This is a genomic window from Haloplanus ruber (genome assembly GCF_024494725.1).
In the GTDB taxonomy this organism is placed as follows: Archaea; Halobacteriota; Halobacteria; order Halobacteriales; family Haloferacaceae; genus Haloplanus; species Haloplanus ruber.
On sequence record NZ_JANHDK010000004.1, the window covers coordinates 56,146 to 79,783 of the forward strand.

The 23,638-nt window shown below is 53.8% G+C and carries 17 protein-coding genes and 1 pseudogene; 11 read left to right on the plus strand and 7 right to left on the minus strand.

Going from position 1 to position 23,638, the window contains the following annotated elements:
* Nucleotides 1-42: 42 nt before the first annotated feature.
* Entirely contained in the window at nt 43-546 is a 504-nt protein-coding gene (locus NO878_RS13245; RefSeq protein ID WP_256406454.1) for a DUF7970 domain-containing protein, read from the minus strand.
* Nucleotides 546-1,487: a ParA family protein gene (locus tag NO878_RS13250; RefSeq protein ID WP_256406455.1), complete on the minus strand. Its 942-nt coding sequence runs from the start codon at nt 1,485-1,487 to the stop codon at nt 546-548. Before NO878_RS13250 ends, NO878_RS13245 begins: the two co-directional genes overlap by 1 nt.
* 237 nt (nt 1,488-1,724) lie before the next feature.
* Between NO878_RS13250 and NO878_RS13255 the strand changes: the two genes are divergently transcribed.
* Nucleotides 1,725-3,161 (plus strand): hypothetical protein, encoded by a 1,437-nt coding sequence (locus tag NO878_RS13255; protein ID WP_256406456.1) that lies wholly within the window; start codon nt 1,725-1,727, stop codon nt 3,159-3,161.
* 128 nt (nt 3,162-3,289) lie between these two features.
* Here NO878_RS13255 and NO878_RS13260 read toward each other — a convergent pair whose 3' ends face one another.
* Entirely contained in the window at nt 3,290-3,976 is a 687-nt protein-coding gene (locus NO878_RS13260; RefSeq protein ID WP_256406457.1) for a rhomboid family intramembrane serine protease, read from the minus strand.
* Between the two features lie 168 nt (nt 3,977-4,144).
* Between NO878_RS13260 and NO878_RS13265 the strand changes: the two genes are divergently transcribed.
* From NO878_RS13265 to NO878_RS13290, 6 genes are all read left to right on the plus strand, one after another.
* Nucleotides 4,145-4,735: a hypothetical protein gene (locus tag NO878_RS13265; protein WP_256406458.1), complete on the plus strand. Its 591-nt coding sequence runs from the start codon at nt 4,145-4,147 to the stop codon at nt 4,733-4,735.
* A gap of 143 nt (nt 4,736-4,878) precedes the next feature.
* Complete coding sequence (locus tag NO878_RS13270; RefSeq protein WP_256406459.1) at nt 4,879-5,106, plus strand: hypothetical protein; 228 nt, start codon at nt 4,879-4,881, stop codon at nt 5,104-5,106.
* Nucleotides 5,099-8,398: a DUF499 domain-containing protein gene (locus tag NO878_RS13275; protein ID WP_256406460.1), complete on the plus strand. Its 3,300-nt coding sequence runs from the start codon at nt 5,099-5,101 to the stop codon at nt 8,396-8,398. The genes NO878_RS13270 and NO878_RS13275 overlap by 8 nt, the downstream gene beginning before the upstream one ends.
* Nucleotides 8,398-9,039: a DUF7680 family protein gene (locus NO878_RS13280; RefSeq protein WP_256406461.1), complete on the plus strand. Its 642-nt coding sequence runs from the start codon at nt 8,398-8,400 to the stop codon at nt 9,037-9,039. Before NO878_RS13275 ends, NO878_RS13280 begins: the two co-directional genes overlap by 1 nt.
* 7 nt (nt 9,040-9,046) lie before the next feature.
* Entirely contained in the window at nt 9,047-11,938 is a 2,892-nt protein-coding gene (locus NO878_RS13285) for a DUF1156 domain-containing protein (protein ID WP_256406462.1), read from the plus strand.
* 18 nt (nt 11,939-11,956) lie between these two features.
* Nucleotides 11,957-15,895 (plus strand): helicase-related protein, encoded by a 3,939-nt coding sequence (locus NO878_RS13290; protein WP_256406463.1) that lies wholly within the window; start codon nt 11,957-11,959, stop codon nt 15,893-15,895.
* 181 nt (nt 15,896-16,076) lie between these two features.
* Here NO878_RS13290 and NO878_RS17380 read toward each other — a convergent pair whose 3' ends face one another.
* On the minus strand, nt 16,077-16,304 hold the full coding sequence (locus NO878_RS17380; RefSeq protein ID WP_481128862.1) for a DUF7837 family putative zinc-binding protein: 228 nt from the start codon (nt 16,302-16,304) through the stop codon (nt 16,077-16,079).
* Nucleotides 16,210-16,628, minus strand: a pseudogene (gene tnpA / locus NO878_RS13295) (IS200/IS605 family transposase). Before tnpA ends, NO878_RS17380 begins: the two are co-directional and overlap by 95 nt.
* A 29-nt stretch (nt 16,629-16,657) precedes the next feature.
* Between tnpA and NO878_RS13300 the strand changes: the two are divergent.
* Together NO878_RS13300 and NO878_RS13305 are read left to right on the plus strand one after the other, a co-directional pair.
* On the plus strand, nt 16,658-16,813 hold the full coding sequence (locus tag NO878_RS13300; RefSeq protein ID WP_256406464.1) for a DUF2080 family transposase-associated protein: 156 nt from the start codon (nt 16,658-16,660) through the stop codon (nt 16,811-16,813).
* Nucleotides 16,810-18,084 (plus strand): RNA-guided endonuclease InsQ/TnpB family protein, encoded by a 1,275-nt coding sequence (locus tag NO878_RS13305; RefSeq protein ID WP_256406465.1) that lies wholly within the window; start codon nt 16,810-16,812, stop codon nt 18,082-18,084. The genes NO878_RS13300 and NO878_RS13305 overlap by 4 nt, the downstream gene beginning before the upstream one ends.
* A gap of 269 nt (nt 18,085-18,353) precedes the next feature.
* On the opposite strand, the gene NO878_RS13310 is transcribed toward NO878_RS13305, so the two are convergent.
* Entirely contained in the window at nt 18,354-18,821 is a 468-nt protein-coding gene (locus NO878_RS13310) for a hypothetical protein (protein WP_256406466.1), read from the minus strand.
* 189 nt (nt 18,822-19,010) lie between these two features.
* Here NO878_RS13310 and NO878_RS13315 point away from each other — a divergent pair, with 189 nt between their 5' ends.
* Nucleotides 19,011-21,371, plus strand: a complete 2,361-nt coding sequence (locus tag NO878_RS13315) for a DEAD/DEAH box helicase (protein WP_256406467.1) — start codon at nt 19,011-19,013, stop codon at nt 21,369-21,371.
* A 55-nt stretch (nt 21,372-21,426) separates the two neighbouring features.
* On the opposite strand, the gene NO878_RS13320 is transcribed toward NO878_RS13315, so the two are convergent.
* On the minus strand, nt 21,427-22,839 hold the full coding sequence (locus tag NO878_RS13320) for an HNH endonuclease (RefSeq protein ID WP_256406468.1): 1,413 nt from the start codon (nt 22,837-22,839) through the stop codon (nt 21,427-21,429).
* A 346-nt stretch (nt 22,840-23,185) separates the two neighbouring features.
* On the opposite strand from NO878_RS13320, the gene NO878_RS13325 reads away from it, so the two are divergent.
* Nucleotides 23,186-23,632 (plus strand): hypothetical protein, encoded by a 447-nt coding sequence (locus tag NO878_RS13325; protein ID WP_256406469.1) that lies wholly within the window; start codon nt 23,186-23,188, stop codon nt 23,630-23,632.
* The last annotated feature ends 6 nt before the right edge of the window (nt 23,633-23,638 follow it).

Below are 23,638 nucleotides of genomic sequence, written 5' to 3' on the forward strand. Positions count from 1 at the left end.
CTATTAGGCGGATATAGAATAAGCTTGACTCACAAGCTGCTGCTAATCGATGCCATAACCCACGATGTGGGCGGCGTCAAGGAGGGAGAGGTCGTCGTTTGCACCGGCAATCAGCACGATCTCGTAGACATCCGTCTTGGGCACTTCCCCTTCGAAGGCGTCTTCCAGCTTCCGCTTTGCATCCCGGATATCGTTCATCGTCTCGTTCTGGATCGTCACCGTGAGGTCTACGTCACGGTATTCTTTGACGTTTGATCGGCGTTGCTTGACTGGGAGATTGTTCATATCGAACTCCTCCGGGAGCGTGTGGTGGGTAGCATTCGTCCGCAAATCGCCCGCTTCTCCTCCGGCAGGGAGTGAATTATCTTGGTCTGATGGACTACGCCGTGCGTTCTCCGGAGCTTGGTCACCGGTCTCGTGTCGCTGACCGCGACGGGTGGCGTCCTGATCTTGGCCTTGGCTTTGGCTTTGAGTCGGTTCGGGTTCATCGTCACCAAGTGCGTCTGTCGAGCCCTCGTCGAAATCATAGCGGCTATCTTTCCCCATCAGACATTCACCTCCGTTGTGGGATCAGCATCCTCAAGCAGCTTTTCCGGCGTCGCATCTCCCATCTCCTTGTCCTTCACTTCATCCCACCGTTCGATCGCCTCATCGTAACTGTAATCTCCAACCATCCACCGCCCAATCACCTTGTATGCTAACGGCACGTGTTCTTCGTAGGCCCGAAGCTCCCGCGTGTCCTCTGACTCGATGAAGCTGAACAGATCCATCCGCTTGTCCCACGTGTAGCGTAGTAGCGAGTGTTCTGGGATCGAGAATGGGCTGATCGGGATCCCTTCGTTTTCCATCTGTTCTCGGTACTCTTCGAAGATTTTCGCGTTTCCAACTCGGCTTGGCACTGTCCCCCTGATCGTCACGTCGACGTTCATGCCGCGGAACCCTTTCTCGATTGCCTCCAGCGTGTCTTCCAGCTCTTGTTGTGATGCTTTCCCCTTGGGGGTGAGTTCAATCGGGACCATGATGTTTTGCGCGGCAACGAGCGCATTGTCGACGAGTTTCGTGTGGGTCGCCTGTGTGTCGATGATTACGACATCGTAGTCGCTGCTCAAGTCCTCAATTGCGTCTCGAACTACGAAGAATTGATCAGCTGCCATTCGCGAAGAATCTGCTACTGCCGATTCGAAGTTCCCCATGTCCTCGTGGCCGGGCACGAGATCAAAATGGTCTGTCTCGACGATGATCTCCTCGAGTCCCTCCTCTCCGAACAAGACATCCATGATATCTGGCTCAACGACGTGACCTGCCTCTTCGTCATCGTACGCGAGATCACCATACCCACAGTAATGGGTTAGGGCTCCCCGCTGTGGATCCAAGTCGACCGCGAGGACATCGTATCCATCTCGCCCAATTGCTGCTGCAGTTTGCATCGCATTTGTTGTCTTTCCTGGTCCTCCGCTGGCCGACCACCAAGTGAACCCAATTGCCATATGCGAAATAATCACGTCATTTGGCATAAATCTTTGTCAGACAGACGGACAACCATACAGTTGATTGGCCAGTTGGTTTTCTGGTTGGCTTATTAGTTTGCTGGCTAAAATACTTTTTAGAAATTTATTGAGCAAACCAGCCTCTACGCCCTGAAAACAAGGGATAACTGGGGTATCATAGCTCCGCGATTCTTGCTCGGGGCTATGTTGAAGTCAGGTCGCTCCGATGGCGATCCTATGAGTCAGGAAGAAGCAGAGTACTTAATCGATCTGTTGATCGAGCATGCTCCACAACACACTGCTCTCGATCGGTTTGCCGCGGATGCCCCCGACGCTGTCAACTCACCTGGCGAGTCGGAGCCACTCCGGAAGCTCAAGTATCAATACGCGGTTCGCCAAGTTATCGCGACATACTTCGACATCCACGATATGGAAGTCACCGCCCGCGACCTACAACAGGATCTCATGGGAATTGTCTCGGATTTCACGCTTGAGAGCAGCCAATCGGACACTGAATCTGACGTCGAAGAAGATAGTCTGAATGATGAAAGGGCTCCTGCTGAGCCGTTCTTTCCGGTAGCAGAGACTGTTGAGGAACATGGTAGAGTTGAGGTTTTTGAATCGAAAATCAACTCAATCAAGGAGGATATCGGGCGAGCCGATACGATCACGTTCACCGTGTGGTTTCCTTGGCATATCCGCTGGGAAGACCCTCCAAATGCATTCCATATCTACGATCTCGTGATTGAACCCGCTAATACATCTGAGTGGCGTCCCCGACTTGAAGCGGTCGCTCGCGATCCCGATGCTCACGACGGACAAGACATTCTTGTTGAAATCGATGATGGCGAGTATGATATCTGGCGGACAACTCTCACTGCCACTAGCCCAGCATACGCATTCATCGAGTTCAAGAACGCGCTCCAGTTGCTCTCCGCCAAAATAAATCATGCTCACCACTATCTGGATATGGGCCCGCTTGGCGACAGGGATCGCTCGTCCTCACGTCTTACTGGTGTTGATGCTCGATGGACAGCGATTAGAAAACCGTTCGCTATGTTCTGGGAAGACGATCGGACTGAAGAAACGGTTGGAACCGACTATGGATTTCATGGATGTCACATCTACGAGACCGGTGGTCTTCCTGAAGCTGAAATAGACTACTCCTCGATTCGAGACAGATTTGAGCAGCTCCAATCATTCGGATCCGGAACAGCGGGCGATAATACCCTCCTTCACAACGCTTTGATTGAGTACCAAGAGGGTCTTACCTCAACCAGCTACAACCGGTCGTTTTTCAATTTCTGGCGGGTTGTTGAAGAACTCACGATGGTAGGGCGCGAAGGGAAGCAGGAAGTCATCGATCGGGCGTTGTTCGCTTTGGGAGTCGTAACGAGTGGTGACTACGATCCTATCATCGGTCGAATCGCAGAGGAGATCTGGACCGTGAGAAACGACTGGGTTCACGACCCAGGATGGGATCGAGTAGCCGAAGATCATGAGGTGGTCGCGAAGAGACTTGCAGACGTTCTGATTGAGCTACATATTACTGAATTTCAGGGCCTAAGCGAGCGAGAGATTCGTCGAATAATGAAATGGGGTGTTCAGAGCGAGACGAAACGGATGGAAATAGAAACGGGCCTGAGGACGGTTTCCAATCTCACGTCGGATTGATCTAGTAAGTTGGTCAAATTCTCTTCTACATGCGACAAGGCCACAGATAGCACGAAAATCGCAGACACATTCGATTTGAACAGTTACCTCCTGAAGATTATCCCAGCTTTCTCTATTAAGAATCGTATCTATCGGATTCTACTCCGGGCCGCGGCGTATCCTATCCCGAATAGGAATCCAACAAGATGACCGACGATATCGGCCCGGCCAACCGGAAGAAGTCCGGCCAGCTGCCCGAGCATGTATGGAATCAGCACAATGGGAGTAAGTACCAAGACGATCCCCCAATACGTTCGTACTGGAGTGGTGATTGGACTGCCAGACGTGAGTGCGCCGAACTCGAACTCGTCTCGGTGCTCGAGGAACATGTGGACACTGTAAAAACCGATAAATGCCAATACGCCCCCACTAGCGCCTAGTGTACTCTCACCGGAGACTGCAGTTCCGATTAGTACCGCTACCTGCGCGGTAATCACAAAAAATGCGATAACTTCGGCCTGCCGCATATGCTGCTCGCTTTCTCCGGCAAATAGCCACAGGAAGGCTACATTCCCAAACAAGTGGGTTATTCGCGGTGGGAACGCATGTGAGACGATCGCAAAGAACAGTCCAGGCGATAATGCGGGAAACGACTCAGTTGTGAACATCCACTGGATGAGCTCTTTGTCCCACCCGAGAAACACCACTCCAATTTGGAAGAGGTACCACAGCATGATGACTGTAGTGAGGAATCCTGTCCCCAGCCGATTTTGGAAAAACAATCGGCTCTGAATTGCCTCGGCGACTTGTTCACAGTGGGGGTGATTGAATCCCATCATAGTCGTACCCCGCAGACGCTTCTCAGCACGGTTGCCCGTTTGCTTTGATGCGCTCGGCGCATATTAATCAAAAGAACCCCAGAATACTTTTAGAGGCATTGAGAATCGGGATTCGCCTGTTCACGATAGCCATTCGCCCAACCACGAATCACCAATTTCCTATCCATGTCACGTTTTGACCTCCTTCCCCACGACGTCCGCACGAAGCTCAAGACCGATCCACGCCACGTTAGTGGCAACGAACTACTCCCGGCCGAGGTCGCGCTGACAATGTATGAAAATGACCGCCCGATATGGACAGCCTCGCAAATGCAGTCGGAACTTGATACCAGTCATGGTAAGGAGACTGTCCGCAAAAAGCTGAACACGCTTGATGAGGTGGAGGTTTGCGAGTCCATGCCCGCCAATAACGGTCGCATCTACTGGTGGAGCGACGATCGCAGTGATTGGCCGATTCCCCCAGATATCATCGTGGATGGCCAACAAGAACTGACTGTCGCCGAATTGATCAACCCGTGGTATTCGAAAGTCGGACTGATTGGGCTACTCGTCCCCGCACTCGCTGGTATACCACTCCTAGTCGGGATCTTCGCGATCGGCGGAACCATCTCGATCCCCGTCTCTGGCACAGAGTTGCTCTCGATGGGGATGATCGCGATCGTCCTCTCATATATACTCTTGGCGTACGCTGGTCTCATCGGTATTGTGCAATGGGCAACGGGCAACACCATCGGCGTTGGCTTCCTCGATTCCTAACGAGAACACTCGAGATTCCCATGTATCTCCAATGCGTTCACGTAATATGGATGAAAAAATCGTGTCTCTGACCGCTGATACTACTGGATTATCTTAGACTAAGTAAAGGTTATAACGCTTCGATTAGGTGATGTCTATATCCAATGACTAAGAAGACAATCGGACAGAACACCGGCCGATCGGGTCGGGTGAACTTGTCTGGCCCTGAACTTGAACAGTTCAGTGCCGAGGTTGGGGACTCAATCAAGGTTGATATTGCTGAGTCGAAAGGCATCGCCAAAGCCATCATCGAGAACAGTTCGGAGACAGAATTCGTAATCGTCTCCAAACCAGCTTCTGAGGCCTCAACGGCGGAGGAATCCGATGAGTAGTGACTATCCCTCTCTCTTCGAAAACTGCCAGCCTCGGGACGACGTCTTAGACGGCTCACTTCAAGAAGAGCAATTCGCTGCGAAACTCTCAACCGTCGTCCATACACCTGACAATGCAGCGCCGGTGTACCGAGACCCTGATTCCTTCTACGACATGACCTACCCGACAGAAGGGCTCCGGACGTTACTCTCTAATCTCACAGGGCGTTTCTTGGCGACAACAGAGTACGATCCTGGAGCCTATACGTCGAGTATTCTCTGCCTCGACACACGCTTTGGCGGCGGGAAAACACACGACCTCATCGCTGCGTATCATCTTGCCGAGCATCCTGCTGCGATCGAGAACCTCTCGCACTATCTCCTTGACGGCGATGACGAAATTGCCGCTGACTACCAAGATGCGATCGCAGAGGGGCTTGATATTGCGACCGGGGTCTTCATCGGGACAAAAGCAGACAGCAAGGATGCTCGACACGATGCCGCCGACCCGAATGCCCCAAACACCCGAACCATGTGGGGTGAACTCGCCTACCAGCTCTACGGGCTCGAGGGCTACGAGTATCTCAAGGACTACGATCAGGACCGGGATGCTCCGGGGGAAGGCACCTTATCGGAACTCTTCGGCCGATACGACCAGCCGGCACTCATCCTCATCGACGAGATTGCCGACTACATGAACAAGGCTGCTGGCACGTCTGTCGGCGACAGGACGCTGGCCGACCAGACGCTCTCGTTCATCATGGCGCTCCTTGAGGCTGCTGCTGAGTCGGATAACGTCACGGTTGTCTACTCTATCGCAGATACAGCATTTGCCGAGCAGGCTGACCGGGTCCGAGACGGCGTCCGTGAACATATTGAGGAAGTAAACGAGATCGGCCGCCGCCAGCATAAGACGGTCACACCAACCGACGAAAATGAAATTGGACAGGTCCTTCAGCACCGTCTCTTTTCAGAAGTCCCCGATGACGCCGCTCACGAGGCCGCTAACTCTTATTTCCAGTTCTATGATCAAGAGGACCGCCAGTATCCCCAGGAAGCGACCGACGCCGGCTACGTCGACGTCCTCGCTCGCGAGTATCCTTTTCATCCGTCACTGATCGACGCACTCACAGACAAGATCGATACGATTCCACGATTCCAGCGCACTCGTGACGCCCTCCGCTTGCTCGCACGGGCTGTCTACTATCTTTGGAATCACCAACCCGACAGCTACAATCGCCATTGGCTCCGTATCTACGATCTCACAGTCGCTGACGACGATCCGGGTGGCGGGATTCAGACCATTCTTCGCGAGCGGTTGTTCGACTTCGTCGATCTCGGTCCTGCAGTCACCGCCGACATTTACGATGATGATGGGACCGCTCACGCCCAACTTGAGGATCGAAAATGGACGGAAAACGATCTGCCGCCGCTCGGCACTCATCTGACAACGACGGTTCTCTGGCACAGTCTTGCGTACGGTGAACAGGCCGCCGGCCTCACCCACGCCGATTTGAACCTCGCTATCGGCCATCCAGAGTTGAGCTTCGACGACTACGATGCTGCACTCTCGGCGCTTCGAGGGGACGATATGGACGTCGCGTGTTACTTCCTCTACGAGGAAGAGCGGATTCGGTTCAAACAAGAGCCGAACCTGATCCGAATAATCGACCAGCGGATCGAGTCCACCCCGGAAGCGAGCGCTCATTCGCGCTTCGAGAACCGTCTTACTTCGAAGGAGATTGGGGATGGTGGCTTCCAGCCGGTCGAATTCCCCGAATCGCCGGCAGACCTCCCAGATACTCCGGATACGCCGAAGCTTGCGGTAATGCACCCAGACTCAGCTGCCGTTGAGGACGGCGGCAATACGCCACCGAGTCGGGTGACGCAACTCTACGAGCAGCAGGCCGCAAAACACGAAGGGGAGACGGAGACCCGTATTTACAAGAACTACGTCCTGTTCCTCGCTCCTGACGACGACAGAAAGGATGCAGCTATCGACGAAGCGCGGCGTCTCGAAGCGATTGAAGCTCTTCTCGATAGCCCCGAGCAGAAAGCCGACCTCTCGTCGGAGCAGATCGAAGAGCTCCGCGAGCGGAGTGACGAAGCACAGCTGATGCTGGGGGAACTCGTTCGCAACGTCTACCGCCATCTCTACTATCCCGAACGGAACGGACTGACGCACATCACCATCGGTGCAACCGAGTCCAACGGAGGAACGACGCTGGTCGACGCTGTCCAGACGACGCTTGAGGATAAGATCGTGAAACGTGACGCTGGCGCTCGCGGATCCGCTCACGTCCAACAGAAGCTCTGGCAGCAGACTCAGGACGCGATGTCTACCGAAGCACTGGTCAACCAGTACGCGAAGAAGCCTGGCTTGGACTACCTCTTCAGCACCAAACCGATACGAGAGACGGTCTCCTCGCTCGTTAGTGACCACGGGTACGCATACTGGGATGGCGAGTCTGGGACCGCATATTGGGCTGGCACAACAGAGCCTGAGACGTGGCCACACCCAGAACCATTCGCTGATTCCCCCGGCGTCGAGACCTCAATTCGAGACAGTGACGTCCAGATTGGAGGCGCGTTCATCGTCTACCGAGATGTTGACGCACTGGTTGACGACCATCTGGACGAAATTGATCGGCCAGAAAAGACGGTTGCCACCTGCGCTGAGTGTGGTACGGAGATTGAAAACCCAGAGGGTAGCGAACCTTACTATTGTGAGGAACATCAGTCCGATACGACCTGTAGTTCCTGTGGAAAGGAGGTCGCAAGCGAGCAGCTGCTGGACGAACGAGGCCGATGCAAGGAGTGCCAACCCGACGAGTCTTGGGAGGCGAGCAAGAAGATGATGTCCGCCTCGCGGGCGTTCTCGGAAGTTCGTCGCGACGCGGAATCGAAGGCCGGAACTGACCGGACGCCACTCCTCGACGAGGTAACTATCCAAGTCGGCGGGGACGACCCCTTCCAGGCAGCCAAGTTCGTCAGTCAGCGACCTGGATTCAAAGCTCGCGAAGACGCGGTGACGGTCCGAATGCAGTACGAAACCCGGACTGATGACGGGACCTACAGCGCGGAATTCACCGGCTCTCCGAGGCGGTTCCGGGACGTGATCGATCAACCAAGCTCGTTCGGTGACGATCGGGAAACGATTCAGTTCCGGTTCCAGTTCGACGAGCCTGAACCGATCACCGACGATGGCGAGGACCTCCTTGCTGCGCTCGATAGCGACCTCGATGCGGGCAACATCGACGTCCGTGTCGAAGGACGTGGCCCGATTCGAGCGAGTTCGGAGGTGACGATCTGATGGCGAGTCGTGACTCGGAGTTCGGGTCTCCGTCCGCCGAGGATCCCGATGAAGATCGGTTGGTCCGCTACGGGACGAGTATGTTCGGTGGCCGACCAACGTTCACGCTGGTCCGGCGAGAGACAGACGGTGGCGCGGAGTGGACGCTCCACGAACTTCTGCCCCGTGAGCAGGCAGAGGCCCGGCGTGATCGATTAGAACGGGATGGTCGCTCGCTGAGCCTTACTCCGGTAGAGAACCTCATCTCGGACGTCGCCGGCGACGACCTCCTTTCCAAGCTCGATGGCTGGACGTGGGATGAGTGGGTCGGCGCAAAGGTCGCTCGCCTTGATCCAACCCGTGTTCGTGCGCTCCAGGATGTCGTCCGGGAGGCAATCGAGGAGACGCCGGCGGAGACATCAGAAGTTCTCCATGGCGGGGAGGGATTCGTGTTCCTCCCCGAGTCGGCGGGTATTCGGCTTGCTGTTGCCTTCCGTGGCGTGAAGCCACTGCAGCGAATCGACCGGATGAGATCGCTGGCTCGAGGCGTTGCACGGATGAGCGATGAGGAGTGCTACTATTGGTATGCAAAATGCCGGTCCCCCTCAAGCCCGAACGGCGAAAAGGCCCTCCGAGTACTCCTGACTAACCACATCGAGTGATCTAACTATGAGCCAAAACTCAGAAAGCCAAGATAGCGATTCAGAACTGCAGAGTGTCGCAATTGAGGGAACACTTCCGTTGAAGGCGGTTGGTATCGAGAACCTGAAGGAGGCAAACCCGAATCGGATGCCTCCTCATCGTTATCTCCATCCGTGGTTTGCTCGTCGACCTACTCCGGTGTCTAGACTAGCAACCCTTTCGTCGGTTCTTCCATCCGGAATTGATTCAAATACGATCCTTGATTGGATGCAAATTGGTCCTCGTGACGAAGTCGAAGTGGATATTCAGGAATACGTTGCCGAACGAAAGAGAACTGAAGGAGAGCGAACGGGCACCTTAGACGACCACTATGGCTATCCTCGTCCATATTCTCAAACCCCGACCTCTTCTGAAATGGAGGAGATTCATTCGCTTCTAAGGGAACGCTGGGATGGAGAGCTCCCGACGGTTTTAGATCCAACAGCTGGTGGGGGAGTGATCCCTCTAGAATCAGCCCGATACGGCCTCCCAACCATAGCAAATGAACTCAATCCTGTCCCTACCGTAATCCTAAAAGTCATCTTGGAATATGCTCGTGAGGTTGGCTCAATATCAAATGAACTGAATAAGTGGGGCGATCAAATCAACGAACGTGCCGGGGAACGAGTAGAATCGTATTTCCCTGGAGCGAGAGACCACCAAACTCCGTCTCATTACGTTTGCACATATACGGTTGATTGCCCTGAATGTGGCTGCGATATCCCGCTCGCTAAGAAGTGGTGGCTTAGGAAAAAGTCCTCTTCTGAAGGGGCAGCAGCTCGTCCGATTGTATCAGAGGACGGTTCGGAGATCAGCTATGAAGTTGTCCATCTGCCTGATGATGTTACAAAATCCGAATTTAATCCTCAACAGGGGCCACACACACGTAGTGGTGCTGAGTGTCTGAATTGTGGAATCGTTATGGAATCCGAAGAGATTCGGATCCGTCTTCGTGATGATGACTTCGACTATGAGCCGTATGGGGTGAAATATGTTAAGGCGGGCGGAGAAACAGGATGGCGGGCCCCGAACTCTGACGATTATGAGGCACAGAGGAAAGCTAGGGAACGGATCGATTCTGATTTTGAACTTAGCACACTCCTTGACGTTCAGAGGTACATCGGTGATGAAGATCGGGCTGGACCGTACGGTGTTACCAAATGGCGTGATGCGTTCTCTCCTCGACAGTTAGTTACTCAGTATGAATATCTTCGCGCCTTCAACGAATTGCAAGATGATGTTCTGTCAAATGAAGATGGAGACAAAGGAGAGGCAACGCTGACCGCCCTGTCTTTGGTAGCAAGTAAAATCGTTGACCGGAATTCTCGCTTCTCTCCTCTTGACACGAGGCTTGGTAACTTAGGTAACGCCCTTGGTGGAAAACACTTCACGCTTCAATGGACCTTTGTTGAGAATAATCCCGCCTTAGGATTTCAGGATTATCATGACCATCTTAACCGAGTGCGAGATTCTTATCAAGAGATTGTATCATATTACAACGAAGAAGCCGCTGATGATGTCCATATCTCTCAAAGTGACGCAGCAGATCTAGAGATTGACTCGGACTCGGTTCAAGCTGTTATCATTGATCCGCCGTACTATGATAGTATAATTTACTCTGAGATGGCAGATATGTGCTATGTATGGCTGAAAGAATATCTCTCGGGCATATACCCTGAGATTTTCTCAGATGATCTTACTGACAAAGACAGTGAAGCTGTTGCTAATGTAGCTGAATATGAAGATGTAGCTTCGTCATCCAGTTCCAAGTCGGAACTGGCTGCTGAGGACTATGAGAACAAAATGAAGGATATATTTCAAGAGCTCTATAGAGTTCTTGAACCCGGTGGCGTTATGACCGTGATGTTCACCCATAAGGAATCTAGTGCATGGGATACACTCACGAACTCTCTCATCCGATCTGGGTTTACAATAACTTCCACCCATCCTATCACCAGCGAAATGCCCCACAGGACGGATACTCAGGGTGGCGGTTCTGCCGACAGTACTCTACTCTTGACTGGTCGGAAGCCATACACCACGGCGGAGCATAGGAATGACGAGAGTCCCACTCTTTGGAGTGATGTTAGAGCGGAAACAAGATCCGTCGCTAAGGATGCTGCACGTGATCTCCTGAATTCAGGGCTTTCGCTCACAAAAACTGACGTGATTATCTCTGCATTCGGTCCGACACTCAAAGTCTACGCTGATGCCTATCCGGTTGTTGATGACCAAGATCAGGAAATTCCTCCCCGCCGTGCTTTAGAAGAGGCTCGCGAGGCTGTAACCCGAGTTCTCGTTGATGAGTATCTTGAGGGAGAACGTCTCGGTAATTTAGACGATATCACAGAGTGGTATATTCTCTCTTGGTTAGTCCATGAATCAGATACCTTCGACTATGATGATGGTCATCAATTAGGGCTTGGTCTTGGAGTTGATATCGACGGCATCAAACGCTCTACGAAAATTTGGGGAAAGAAACGTGGTGACATTCAGCTGAAGACCCACGATGACCGCGTCCAAGATATCACGCTCCCACCCGAAGAGAGATCGAGTCGGACACCTGTTGATCCTGATGCGCTGTCCTATACGGTCGCCCTCGATGCTGTTCATGCTGCGATGCATGTCTACGAGAAACAAGGCGAGGACGTCGCGATTGATTGGCTCAAAGAACGCAACTTCGATACAGACGCCGCGTTCAAGGCAACGCTGAAGGCTCTGCTCCAAGTCCTTCCTCAGAACAGTTCGGAGTGGGAGGCTGCTCGCGATCTCGCTCTGGGGCGAGCCCACGATGCACTCGGTCTCGAATTCACGCCCACCGACTTTACTGACGCCGGAGAAGACAAACACGAACAGAGCGAACTCGACGATCACACCTAACCCGGAACGCTTCCAGCTATGACCAATCTACGTGATCACGAGTGGCAGTCCATCTACGAGAGCAAACCCGAACGGGGGCGAGCTCATCTCGTCAAGGACTTCTACGAGCCCGCACTAGAACGTAGCCAGCAATACGATCGGATCGCAGGCTACTTCTCTAGTACGGCACTTGCTGCCGCTGCAAACGGCGTTCATGCCCTCGTCGAGAACGACGGCGAAATGCGACTTATCGTCGGTACCGAACTCTACGAGACAGACCGCCCAGTCTTAGAGGCACTTACCGATCGCCTAGAAGAGAATCTCGAGGACCTTGATGACGAACGCTTAGATGCGAACCTCCGTATCCTCGCCCGACTCCTCCGGGAAGGTCGTCTGCACATCAAGGTCGCGTACCCCCGTTCTCCATCCCACAACTGGGAGATCTTCCATCCAAAAGTCGGTCTCTTCCACGACAGCGACGGTAACACGATCTCGTTCGAGGGTAGCGTCAACGAGACCGTTGGCGGCTGGGCTCGCAACTACGAGCGCTTCAAAGTCCACCGTTCGTGGATCCCAGAGCAGGCGGACTACGTCGACGGCGATGAGGAAACCTTCGAGCGACTGTGGAGCGATGAACACCCCTTCGTCGAAGTGTATGATCTCCCCGAGGCAATCGAAGAGGACATTATTGACTGGAAGGCTCCCGACACCGAGAGCGACCTCCAAGAAGCGATTCAGATTGCGAATGGTACTGCACCACCAACGGAGCGCGACAAGGCGCATATCATCCAGGATGGACCGCTCACGCCCGGTGGGCTCGCACTCGCCGAGGAAGCGAGTACGATTACTCCATGGCCGCATCAACGGGTGGTCTCGGACACGCTAGTCAACACGTATCCGCAAAGCTTCCTCCTGTGTGACGAGGTGGGGCTCGGGAAGACGATTGAGGCCGGCTTGACGCTCTCTCGGCTCGGTCTTACCGGAGAACTCGACACAGGACTGCTGCTTGTTCCGGCCAGCCTCCAGCGGCAGTGGCAAGAAGAGCTCTGGGAGAAATTCAACATCAACGCCGTCCGCTTCGATCGGGACACAGCGGGCGATCACGTATTCCGCGACGTCCGTGGTCGCGACTACTACCCACCGTCAGTAGCGGATCTTGAGCTCGCCGACGATTCCGAGTGGATCTCAAGTCCCATCTGGCGGTTCCTCTACGAGCAACAATCGGCTGCTACTGAGGCATCGTCGCCGCTTGATGGACCGACGATCGTCATTATGTCGTGGCACACCGCTCGCCTCGACGACCGATGGGACCAGGTTGCGCCATTTGATCGTGTATCCGATCGATCTCGGGACGACATCCCCGCAAGTTGTCGGGGACGTGATTACGATGCGGAAGATCGTATGGGTGTGTGGGATGCCGTCCTCGTCGACGAGGCTCACAACGCCCGACGCGGAAGCAATTTCTACGCCCTCCTTGAGCAACTTCGAGACTATACACACGCCTACTATCTCCTGACTGCAACCCCGATGCAACTCCATTCGGGTGAACTCTACGACTTGATGCAGCTACTAGATCTCCCCGAGGGTTGGGACACCCGAGATATCTTCGTCGAATTTTTCGAAACCCGAGACGGCCTGTCGCAGGCGCTTGATGAGGCTCTCGACGAGTCCAGTTCACAGCCTGACGAAGCGGATGCTTCTTGGAACACCCAAGCCACGCTCGATGGATTAGAATATCAGGACCGTCTTCCGGCGGATCGACCATTCTCCTCAAAGGTGTTCCAGCACCTCGCTGAGGTGCTTGATATCAATGCAGACGGTCAGGACCGTGCAATCGCTAAAGAACGCGTCCTGACAGCGTGTCGGCTCGCACGAGCCTATGGAGACGCCTACGACGGCTATCTTGACCGTGTCGATGACGCGATGGCCGACTATGATATTGACCGCTTTGAGGCGAGCGAGGATACGAAGCTCAAGCGACTCCTCTATCCCGAGGACGCGGATGAGTGGCTGATGGCTTCTCGGAGCGACCGCCAGGACGCATTAGATGAACTGTCGCCGGGTGGCTGGCGAGTCATTCGAGAGGTTATTTCGGAATCCACGCCGGTGGATGCGCTCATCCACCGGAATACGCGGGATACCCTCCGCAAGTACGAGGCTGTGGGCCTCCTCGATACGACCGTCCCGGATCGAAACCCCGAACAGCGGAAAATCGAACTCACCGAGGAAACACGAGCAGTCTACGACCAAATCGACGAGTACACGCGAGAGTTCTATAAGCGAGCCCAGCAGACTGACGAAGCTCAAACACGCGCGATAGGATTCGTGATGACGACGTATCGGCAACGGCTCACCTCCAGCGTCTATGCGATCAGTCAGAGCCTACAACACCGCCTTGAGACGCTCCGAGCGCAACGAACCGTGCTGGCCGGTCGTGAACGTGCTCGCGACCGTGACTATGGCGACGCTGAGCAGATCGTCCTTGAGACACTACAAAATGCTGACCTCGATGATGGTGACGTGTTGGATGAACTCGATGCGAGCAGCGATGAGTTAGATCTCTCCGAACTCATCCCGAGTGTGACTGAGGAAGGGAAACAGCTCATCGAGGAAGAAATCGAGGCACTGGAGGCCTTTGTCAGCGATCTGGATCGGGTTGACACTGACCCCAAGATTCAGCAGTTGTATGAAGACCTCGATGAACTGGACCGCGCTGGTCACAATCGAGTGATCGTCTTCACGCAGTACGCAGACACGATGGACTTCATCCGGGAGAGTCTCGTCGGCCTCCTTGGATCGACCATTGCTACCTATTCCGGCCGTGGTGGCGAACTGTACGATCCCGAGTCTGGATCCTGGAAGAGCGTCGGGAAAGAACGTGTGAAACGCGAATTCTCGCGCGATGATGGGCAGGTCGACATCCTCGTCTGTACCGACTCTGCGAGTGAGGGGTTGAACCTCCAAGAGTGTGGGGCGCTCATCAACTACGATCTCCCCTGGAATCCGATGCGGGTCGAACAGCGTATCGGTCGGATTGACCGTATCGGCCAGCGATTCGATGAGATTCGCATTCTCAACTACAGCTACGAGGACACTGTTGAGACCGATATCTATGATCGTCTTGACGACCGGATCGGTCTGTTCGAGAACGTCGTCGGTGAGATGCAACCCATTCTCTCGGGTGTTAGCCAACAGATCCGGGCTGCGACGTTGAACGCCGGCGACGAGGACAGCCAGACAGTTGTCGAATCAGCTGACCGTGAGTTCTCCGAGCAACTTGAGAAACGCGACCAAGGTGACCGTGTCGACGTCGGTGAGTCGCTTGAAGAAGTCGATGAGCTCGTGGCACAGGACGTCGTCGACGAGGCCAAACTTGACGCCTGGCAGTCCTACAGCCATCCGGATCTTGTCGAGGTCGGGGAGGAAACGTACGAGTATCAGCCCCCGTTCAGGACTCCGAGTCTACAGTCGGTTTTGACCGAAAACAGTACGCTACCTGAGGCTGGTATCGTATTCACACCGGTTTCAGGGATCGACTTCAAGTACGATGATGGATCATTCGAATTTGCGGACACCACATATCGCCTTTCTGTCGGTGACGCTTCGATTGAGGTACCAGTCAGCGATGGAGACCAGACGGTCGCACAGGCTATTGCGCCTGCTGACAACGATATTGCAGTGACATTCTCCGCTGAATGTGCCGATGAATTCCCCTCAGTTCAGTATCTTGCACCGGGGCACTCACTTCTCAGCCAGCTTCTTACGATCCTCCAGAATCGGAGTGAGGAATCAACTCGCTTCGACCAGCGTATCGCGACTCGACCCGATCAGGAGACAAAACCTATTGTCTGCGGGTGGGGGCGAGATGGAGTATTCACGCGGATTGCAGACGATGGAACCGTTACTGAGAACGGACCGATGGATGACCTCCCATCGTGGTGTGATCGATTTCTCGAAAACCGGGATAAATCGACGTGATTAGCCTTCCTCAGGGGTTATTTGACTGGTCTAATCGATTTCTCTCAGTAGCCTGATCAGCAGATAGATATCGTCGCCGATGTCGGCCTGATTCGCGTTAGTATTGGTTAACCCACAAACTGCATAGATGACTGAATATGTGGGGTAACTCTTGATGTTGTCGCTCCACCGCTGTAGGTCGTTACTGAGGGCTCACGACTTTGTCGCAGTCCGGACACTCTGCCCAGATCCCCGTCGTTCCGTCGTCTTTCTCGTATCCTACAGAGAAAACAAGGCGAGTGCCTCGGGGCTTGACCCCGAGGTGAAGCCGACACTTAGACGTGTTCTGTCCGCTCGATGTACCGCTCAATCGTTTCCGTTGAGACTGTTCCTGCCGTTTCGATGTACGACTGTTCCCAGAATCCACCACCCCACAGATACTCCTCCAAGAACGACTATGCTGTGCCCACATCTCCCGCGCCGTGGTGCTCTTGACAGTCTGTGCAATCTCGCTCGGCGCGTGTTTCGGGTGGGCTGTCAGGAACAGGTGTACGTGGTCGGGCGAGATGTGGAGCGACAGTAACTCGTAATTGTACTGGTCACACACGTCGTGGAAACTCGTTTCCACCGGATCCTTGATGGGTTTGAGAATCGCGTGTCGATACTTCGGACACCACACGAAGAGGTAGTTGACGTTGTACACCGCGTGATTCGACCGCTTCTCACCCTTATCGAAGCCATTCCACCAGCACAGTTAAGTATATCCTTTAGATATACTCGGGTATGGTGAATCGCTTTAAAATCGACGGCGAGGAAGTTCTCGACGGCGAGGTCAAACCGTTCGGGAACAGCGCCCACGTCACCGTCCCTAAACGCTGGCGTGGAGCCGACGTGAAAGTCGTCCGAACCTCAGAACCTACCGAACAAGACGACGAATGACCGATTCACAGGCTCTCGTCAAGACGCTGGACTTCCAACTCAACATCCAGAGTGACAACGAGGGTCTGCTGTACGATGCCACGCTCGAAGCCCGTCGGGTGTACAACGAAACCATCCGACTTGCCAAAGACGGCGTGGACTGGGACGTCATTCCCGACCGCGTGGCCGACGATGCCAACCTCGTGAAGAACACGACTCAGCGCGTCGTTGCCAAGGCACTCGGTGCGATGGAGAACTACTACGAGTACGACGACTTCGGCCAGCCGAGTCACACCAAAGACGGTGCGTACCCGCTTCGTGCGAACTACAAGGAAGGGTACAACCTGTCGCTCACCGACGACGGGGACGTGGCGTTCCGTATCAGCGCGAAGCCGTACAAACACGTCAAGGGCGTCCTCGAAGGGAGTAATGCCCACCTCGACATTCTCAAGACTGCGCTCACCAGTGACGAGTGGAAGATTGGGACAGCGGAAGCCCTCTTCCACAACGACAACGCTGAGTTGCACGTCAATGTCACCAACACCGAGCAGGCTGTTCGAGACAAACACGACTCACGGACGCTCGTTGGCGTGGACGTGAACGAGGACAACGTAGCCCTCACCGCTCTGTCCGAAGACGGGGTTGAGGACACACTGATTATTGACTTTCCCGAAATCAAGTTCGAGCGCCACCGCTACTTCACGATGCGGAAGCGCGTCCAGAACGCGGGAAAGGACAGCATCTACGAAACGTTGGAAGGGCGTGAGGAACGGTTTGTCCGCGACCGACTCCACAAGGTGTCTCGGCACATCGTGGAGTGGAGTCAGCACTTCGAGACGCCGTGTATCGTCTTTGAAGACCTCAAAGAGATGCGCGACAGTATCGACTACGGTACGCGGATGAACCGACGCTTGCACCACCTGCCGTTCCGTGCCCTTCAGTTCTATACGTCGTACAAGGCGTCGTTCGAGGGCATCCCAACTGGTTGGATTAATCCCGAGTACACAAGCCAACGGTGTCCGATGTGTGGGCATACGGAGCGTGTGAACCGCAACAAGAAGCGGTTCAAGTGCAAGGACTGTGAGCATCAAGACCACAGCGACCGTGGTGCAAGCGTCAACATCGCCGTGAAAGGCGTGAAGAAACTCGATTGGAATGTGCCTGCTCTCAACAGCCTTCCCGTTGCTCGGAAGGTGCGACGGCAGGCATCGGGGGCTGTGGACGTCCCGACCGTGACCCACCCGACCGTTCGAGGCTATCAGGCCGATGGTCGGATGGGAGTGTCCGACTAACCCACGGGAAGCCTCGGGGCTTGACCCCGAGGCGGTTCACTAAGAGATATCCGGTAGAGAGACTCTCATTGCACTTCGCACAGCTTCCCAGAGTTGGATCGTCGGTCATCAGGGGAGGGAAGGGAGCGTGTGACAAGTCCCTTCCAACCGACTGTAGGGTAATGATTGGGTGTAAGCCTTGTGTGGAATCGAATCTGCGATGTACCGTCACCTGTGGATTCCGCTCAGCCGTCGTGTCAACGAGGCTTTTCGGCACCCGCCATCAAAGATCAGTCTAAGTCTTTCAAGAGATTATTCAGATTGTGCGGTTGTTCGTTGTTCGGTATTCCACTCGGGCGCTCCGTTTGATTTTGGACAATTGTCCCCAGTTCTCTGCCAATCTCTGCAAGTGTTTTCCTGTCCTCTGATAGCCCATGTCCGAAGCGTTTCCCCTCATCATCCCATTCACGAGGTATATAAAATGTCATTAATATCATGTCCCTCCCGGTTTTCTCAAATTCAATATAGTCTGACCGGGTTGGGCTTTTGAGCTTGACCCGTTCTCCTTCAAATTCGATAGAGTTTGGCTTATGCGGATTCCGAGGATCGACCTTCTTTCCCTCAAATTCTGGGATAACATCATGTAGTAATTTTGGCGGGTCCGAACGATCAAATTCAAACTCGTTGTCTACAAGGAAGCGAGGTTTTGATTCCGGCTCGTCAATCCTCTTCCCCGTATTCAAATCATAGGTAGCCATTTGAATCAACTCGTTCTCAGAATGTTTATTCATATCGGCTAGTCAAATACGTTCAGCAATATGGAGCCGACGACCGCAGAATCGTAGCTCCAAGCTCTCGCAGTCTGGTGGCATCGATGCCAAAGCTAACACGACCGGGGTAGAAATGCAACTATTTATGAAAGCGACACTTACTTTCATTGAGTAATAATGCCGCCAGTTCCGGACAGCATTCCACAAACCGATCAAGGTCTCATCCAAGAACTCCTTGACCAGAAACCCCCCGAGTTTACTGATCTCACTGTCACACAGTACGAAGCCTTCGCAGACAGAGTCCTTGATGACGGCAATCACTTACTGGTTGCAGAGACAGGGAACGGGAAGACGTTCGTTGCGGAGGCCGTCACGAAGAAAGCCCTACAAAATGGGGATAATGTCGCATACCTCGTCCCGTCGGTCGCACTCGTCGGCGAAAAACACGCTACCGTTTCTGCATGGACACCAGAAAGCGTCACCGTGAACAAAGGCCACGGCTACACCAAAGCGGATGTGGTCATCGCGACGTTCGAGTCGTTCTTCGAATCGGTGGTTCGCGGGTACGCTGATCGGTTCGATACAGTCATCCTCGATGACTTTCATGAAATATACAGTTCCCAACGAGGGCCCAATATTGAGAAAGGGATTAGCGCCGCCATCAACGGCGACATGGAAATCCTCGGTATCTCAGCCACTGTCGGGAACCCGCATACGATCGCCCGCTGGTTAGATGCTGACCTCACCATTAGCAGCGAAGACCGTGCTGTCCCCATTGAGGAACAGCCCGTCGAAAAAACAGACGAGAAGTACGCACGGCAAATCTCGCGACTCATCCAGGACCATCGCGAGAAGGGTCCGTTCTTAGTGTTCAACGACACGACCCGTAATGCAGAGGCCCGTGCACGCGGAGTTGCTGATGAACTCACTTTTGATACGGACAACAACATCGACTTCCGCGCCAAAGTCAAAGAGGTCATCAAGACTGAACTCACGGACACCCACGAAACCCTTATTGAACTCCTGAACAACGGCGTCGCGTACCATCACTCGCGGTTGGAACGCGGCGTGAAAGACCTCATCGAGGAATATACCGAGAGGGGAATTATCAAGTGTGTGTTCTGCACGACTACCCTGAGTTATGGATTTGATTCACCTGTCCAGTCAGTCATCGTAGCCGACCTGAAACGGAACTGGGAGGGCGGGTTCATCGGTGTTTACGAATACGTCCAGTGGATCGGGCGGGCTGGCCGCGACGCTGACGAGTACGACCAAGCGTACGCATTCCTGATGTACAATGACGAGGAAGCCTTCGAGAAGTTCCAGTTCGACACACGGGTCGAAGAGAAAGACATCGAAGATGTCACATCGCACCTGTCCGGGCAGGTTGCGCTTCGCTGGCTGGTCCTAGAGCTCGTCAACTACGGCTGGGAAACCGACACGGAGGTCGTCGAGTTCATCCAGTCAACGCTGTTCTGGTCGGAAAGCGTCGATCAAGTTCCAGCACACATCCGTAATGACGTCGGTGAGCAGCCCGGTGCGGACGTTAGGGACGAGATCGAAACGACGCTCGCGTGGCTCACGGACCATGGGTTATTGCACAAGCCGGTCGGGCAGCCGCAAAGCGATGACACATGGTACACAGCTACTGACCTCGGCAGTGCGCTCGTTGAGTACGAACACAGCAACTGGTTCGACAACAGCGTTGAAGGCGTTCTGCAACTCACCGAGTGGTTGAACGAACAAGGACAGGACCTCACCCCAGAAACGCTGGTGCAGCGACTGGCGGAGGAGTACTACCACTGTGACGAGATCATGGTGATTGACGACGAGGATGGACTCAACGAGAAAATGGACCTGCATAACCTGACTGGATCCGAAGGGACGACCGCAGTCCTTACCTGTTGGTTCTGGTGTGCAGGCATCTCCATCACCGACATTGAGGACGCTCTTGGCACTAATGGCCTATCGAGTCTCGCCAACACTGCGTCCAATATCAGCACTGCGCTTGAAAGCGTCCAGTTACTGTACGAGCCGTATGAGATGCCCGCGGAACCAGAGTGGCTGGAACTGTTCGCCGCACAAGTCGCGGAAGGAGTTCCTGGTCCGGACATGTATCTCATTGACAATGTGGAGTACTTCGGCCGGGCGCGGTACAACAACCTGAAGGATCAGTTGGACCGCACAGGCGGAGCGAGCGCCTCGTGGGATCCTGGTGGTGAACACTTCGTGATCGAGCGACTGTCGAAGTTGCTTGCGGACGCTGAGGAAGGCTTGTTCCTCGACACGGTGCAAGCAGCGCCCGCAATCGCGGACACAATCAGCGGAAACCTGCTAGAGAGCGTGACGGAATGGAATCCAGATGAGGACGAGCGGATTGAGGTCCCGTTTGCCGAGTCCGCATGGAAACGCTCTGGCGGTGACAGTCTAACCCGGTATCACGAGACCGGGGGTGAAGCAGACGCCACCAGTGACGATGATGAAGAGGAGAGTAATGCTGGGCACGCGGTTCAGTCAACGACACTCGACGATTTCTGAATGGTTCTTAACGCACGGAACGAGCCAACCGGCGTTTTGCGTGCTAGCAGTCCCTTTATTTACTCCAGTTCCAGAATTCTTCTCGCGAGTCGTAGATAACCTCATGAGATAGCGTTATCCCCCCGTGAGCATCGAGGTGGCAGTCGTGGCAGAGGGTAGCAAGATTGTCCGGTTCATTCGAACCATCGTCTGCAACTGGAATGATGTGGTGAACTTCGAGCTCTCCGCTACCTTCACACCGGATACATTTGCTACCGTCTCGTTCTAGAATAGCTCGTCTTTCTTGATCAGAGAGAGTAGTCCGCTTTCGAACGTATTCCTTCGGGATGACTGCCGACCCAGACTCAAAGTGTTCAAGAACGAACTCACTTGGGTATCCTTTGCTACAGCCGAGTTTCCTGGCGATCTTCACTCCTCGAACAGGAACACTCAGTTCTTGATCGAAGACTGCTCGAACCGCAATGATCGCTTCTTTTTGGGTGTCGAAATCAAGTTGGTTACAGTCTAGGAATCGATCTAACTCGTCACTAATTGTCTGCTGAAGAGAGTCTCGCCGGGAAATTAGCTCATCATGTTTGTCGTTGATCTCGTCTTTTCGTTCCACATCACCAATGAATTCACGAATTTGAATCTTCTCACCGCCCTCCATTTCTATGGTGGTCCATTCATGCATTTCTCTTCGCTCATCCTTCAGATTAGTAATTCTCTCACGGACCTTGGTCAGTTCCTTCGCAGCCTCGTGAATTCGTTCCAGACGGTCGTCGGGATACGCCTCTCTAAAAGCGCACGTTGCTTTGACGTACCATTCAGCGTCTTCTTGATCTAACCGCGTCTGCTGTTGGATTTCGCCGATGAGTATCTTGACATCCTCCCGATCTAGTGGATGAGACTCAACCGTAGATTTCTGGACGGGCGTGTCATCTCTATGGTCGAGCTCTGGGTGGATGCTCTTACAGAGATGGCCGTGTACTACTGTGGCTTTCTCGACTGACAGACTAGTCTGTTCGACAATTTCTTTCGGATTAGCCGCAACAACGCGCCAGACAGTCCCGAATGCATCTGCTAATTGGTCCGCACTCGCTGGACCAACGCCTTGAATTTCAGTCACGTAGTTCGTAATTTGTTGGGCCCGTACTTCGGCCCGTGATCCCTCCCAATCACAATAGAAACATTCAATCGGAGACGGGAGGCCTTGCCCGAGGTGATCCCGGTCCGGTGAATACAGTAGGTTGAGCGCGCCGCATTCTGGGCAGCTCAATCGCAACTGATTCCGCGCAAAAAACACAAGCTCGGGTGCTCCCGATCCCATCCCACCTAGGGCATCAGAAATGGCCTGAACGTCGGCGTACGCGAAATCACTGACATTAGTGAGACCTTCATCTTCTAGGAGGTGGGCCATTGACGGGCCAATTTGCCCATGTTCCCGCATATCCGTGATGGTGACTTCTGGTCGTTCGTAGAATGGCATTCTTAAGAAATCCTATCGTCTCAATCCAAAATAAGCGTTGACAGCTCGTACTCATCCGGTAACCATTGATCCCAACACGCACGATCGTTGGGTGGACCTGTGTATTCGCCTCTGCAACCACGTCAGCAACGGCTCTCTGGCTATCGCTTAGTTCAGCATATTCTCCTGTCTTCACATCTACTGGGAACCGTGCCTGCTTATCCTGTGGACGGCGGTGGATTGCCGGTTTACTGGTTTCAGAACCAGAGATCAGCTGAAAATAAAGGGTAGCGTGTGATTGTGAGTATCTGTACTCTTGCCCCCTTGGTTCGGCCAAATTTTTATCTCCATTACATATTCAGATAGGATGATAGAAATGGTTGATCTGACTTCGGCACCAGTCCTCGGTTTTCTCGGTGGTGTTTTGGGTGGTACAATCGCACAGGGATGGGCGTTTCTTCGACGTCGGAAACGGGATTTGGACCGTCTGCGCTCGGTTTTGAAGGAGATTGGGGACATTCGCGAATCTCAGTTGAGGGATGCAGATGACGGTCACGGAGAAATGCCAGATCAAGATTTACAGCGGCTTGAACAGGTTTTGAAGCAGTCACGCCTTGAGGCATCCTATTTGCTTGACGAGTCACAACGGTCGAAGCTCGATAAAGTGGAGAAACAGTTTGACTACATTTCACATGAGAGTGGAGATGATTCTACGTCACTCACCAATGATCAACTTGCGGAAAGGTTCTCAGAGCATTCTAGTGATACTCTTGAGTCGTTGAAATGGCAAACAGTGAAGATCGGCGTATTTTAATTAGAT

Bases quoted from the DNA above. Each gene is read 5' to 3' on its own strand.
- NO878_RS13245 (WP_256406454.1), bottom strand. From the start codon at position 546: ATGGGGAAAGATAGCCGCTATGATTTCGACGAGGGCTCGACAGACGCA.
- NO878_RS13250 (WP_256406455.1), bottom strand. From the start codon at position 1,487: ATGGCAATTGGGTTCACTTGGTGGTCGGCCAGCGGAGGACCAGGAAAG.
- NO878_RS13255 (WP_256406456.1), top strand. From the start codon at position 1,725: ATGAGTCAGGAAGAAGCAGAGTACTTAATCGATCTGTTGATCGAGCAT.
- NO878_RS13260 (WP_256406457.1), bottom strand. From the start codon at position 3,976: ATGGGATTCAATCACCCCCACTGTGAACAAGTCGCCGAGGCAATTCAG.
- NO878_RS13265 (WP_256406458.1), top strand. From the start codon at position 4,145: ATGTCACGTTTTGACCTCCTTCCCCACGACGTCCGCACGAAGCTCAAG.
- NO878_RS13270 (WP_256406459.1), top strand. From the start codon at position 4,879: ATGACTAAGAAGACAATCGGACAGAACACCGGCCGATCGGGTCGGGTG.
- NO878_RS13275 (WP_256406460.1), top strand. From the start codon at position 5,099: ATGAGTAGTGACTATCCCTCTCTCTTCGAAAACTGCCAGCCTCGGGAC.
- NO878_RS13280 (WP_256406461.1), top strand. From the start codon at position 8,398: ATGGCGAGTCGTGACTCGGAGTTCGGGTCTCCGTCCGCCGAGGATCCC.
- NO878_RS13285 (WP_256406462.1), top strand. From the start codon at position 9,047: ATGAGCCAAAACTCAGAAAGCCAAGATAGCGATTCAGAACTGCAGAGT.
- NO878_RS13290 (WP_256406463.1), top strand. From the start codon at position 11,957: ATGACCAATCTACGTGATCACGAGTGGCAGTCCATCTACGAGAGCAAA.
- NO878_RS13300 (WP_256406464.1), top strand. From the start codon at position 16,658: ATGGTGAATCGCTTTAAAATCGACGGCGAGGAAGTTCTCGACGGCGAG.
- NO878_RS13305 (WP_256406465.1), top strand. From the start codon at position 16,810: ATGACCGATTCACAGGCTCTCGTCAAGACGCTGGACTTCCAACTCAAC.
- NO878_RS13310 (WP_256406466.1), bottom strand. From the start codon at position 18,821: ATGGCTACCTATGATTTGAATACGGGGAAGAGGATTGACGAGCCGGAA.
- NO878_RS13315 (WP_256406467.1), top strand. From the start codon at position 19,011: ATGCCGCCAGTTCCGGACAGCATTCCACAAACCGATCAAGGTCTCATC.
- NO878_RS13320 (WP_256406468.1), bottom strand. From the start codon at position 22,839: ATGCCATTCTACGAACGACCAGAAGTCACCATCACGGATATGCGGGAA.
- NO878_RS13325 (WP_256406469.1), top strand. From the start codon at position 23,186: ATGATAGAAATGGTTGATCTGACTTCGGCACCAGTCCTCGGTTTTCTC.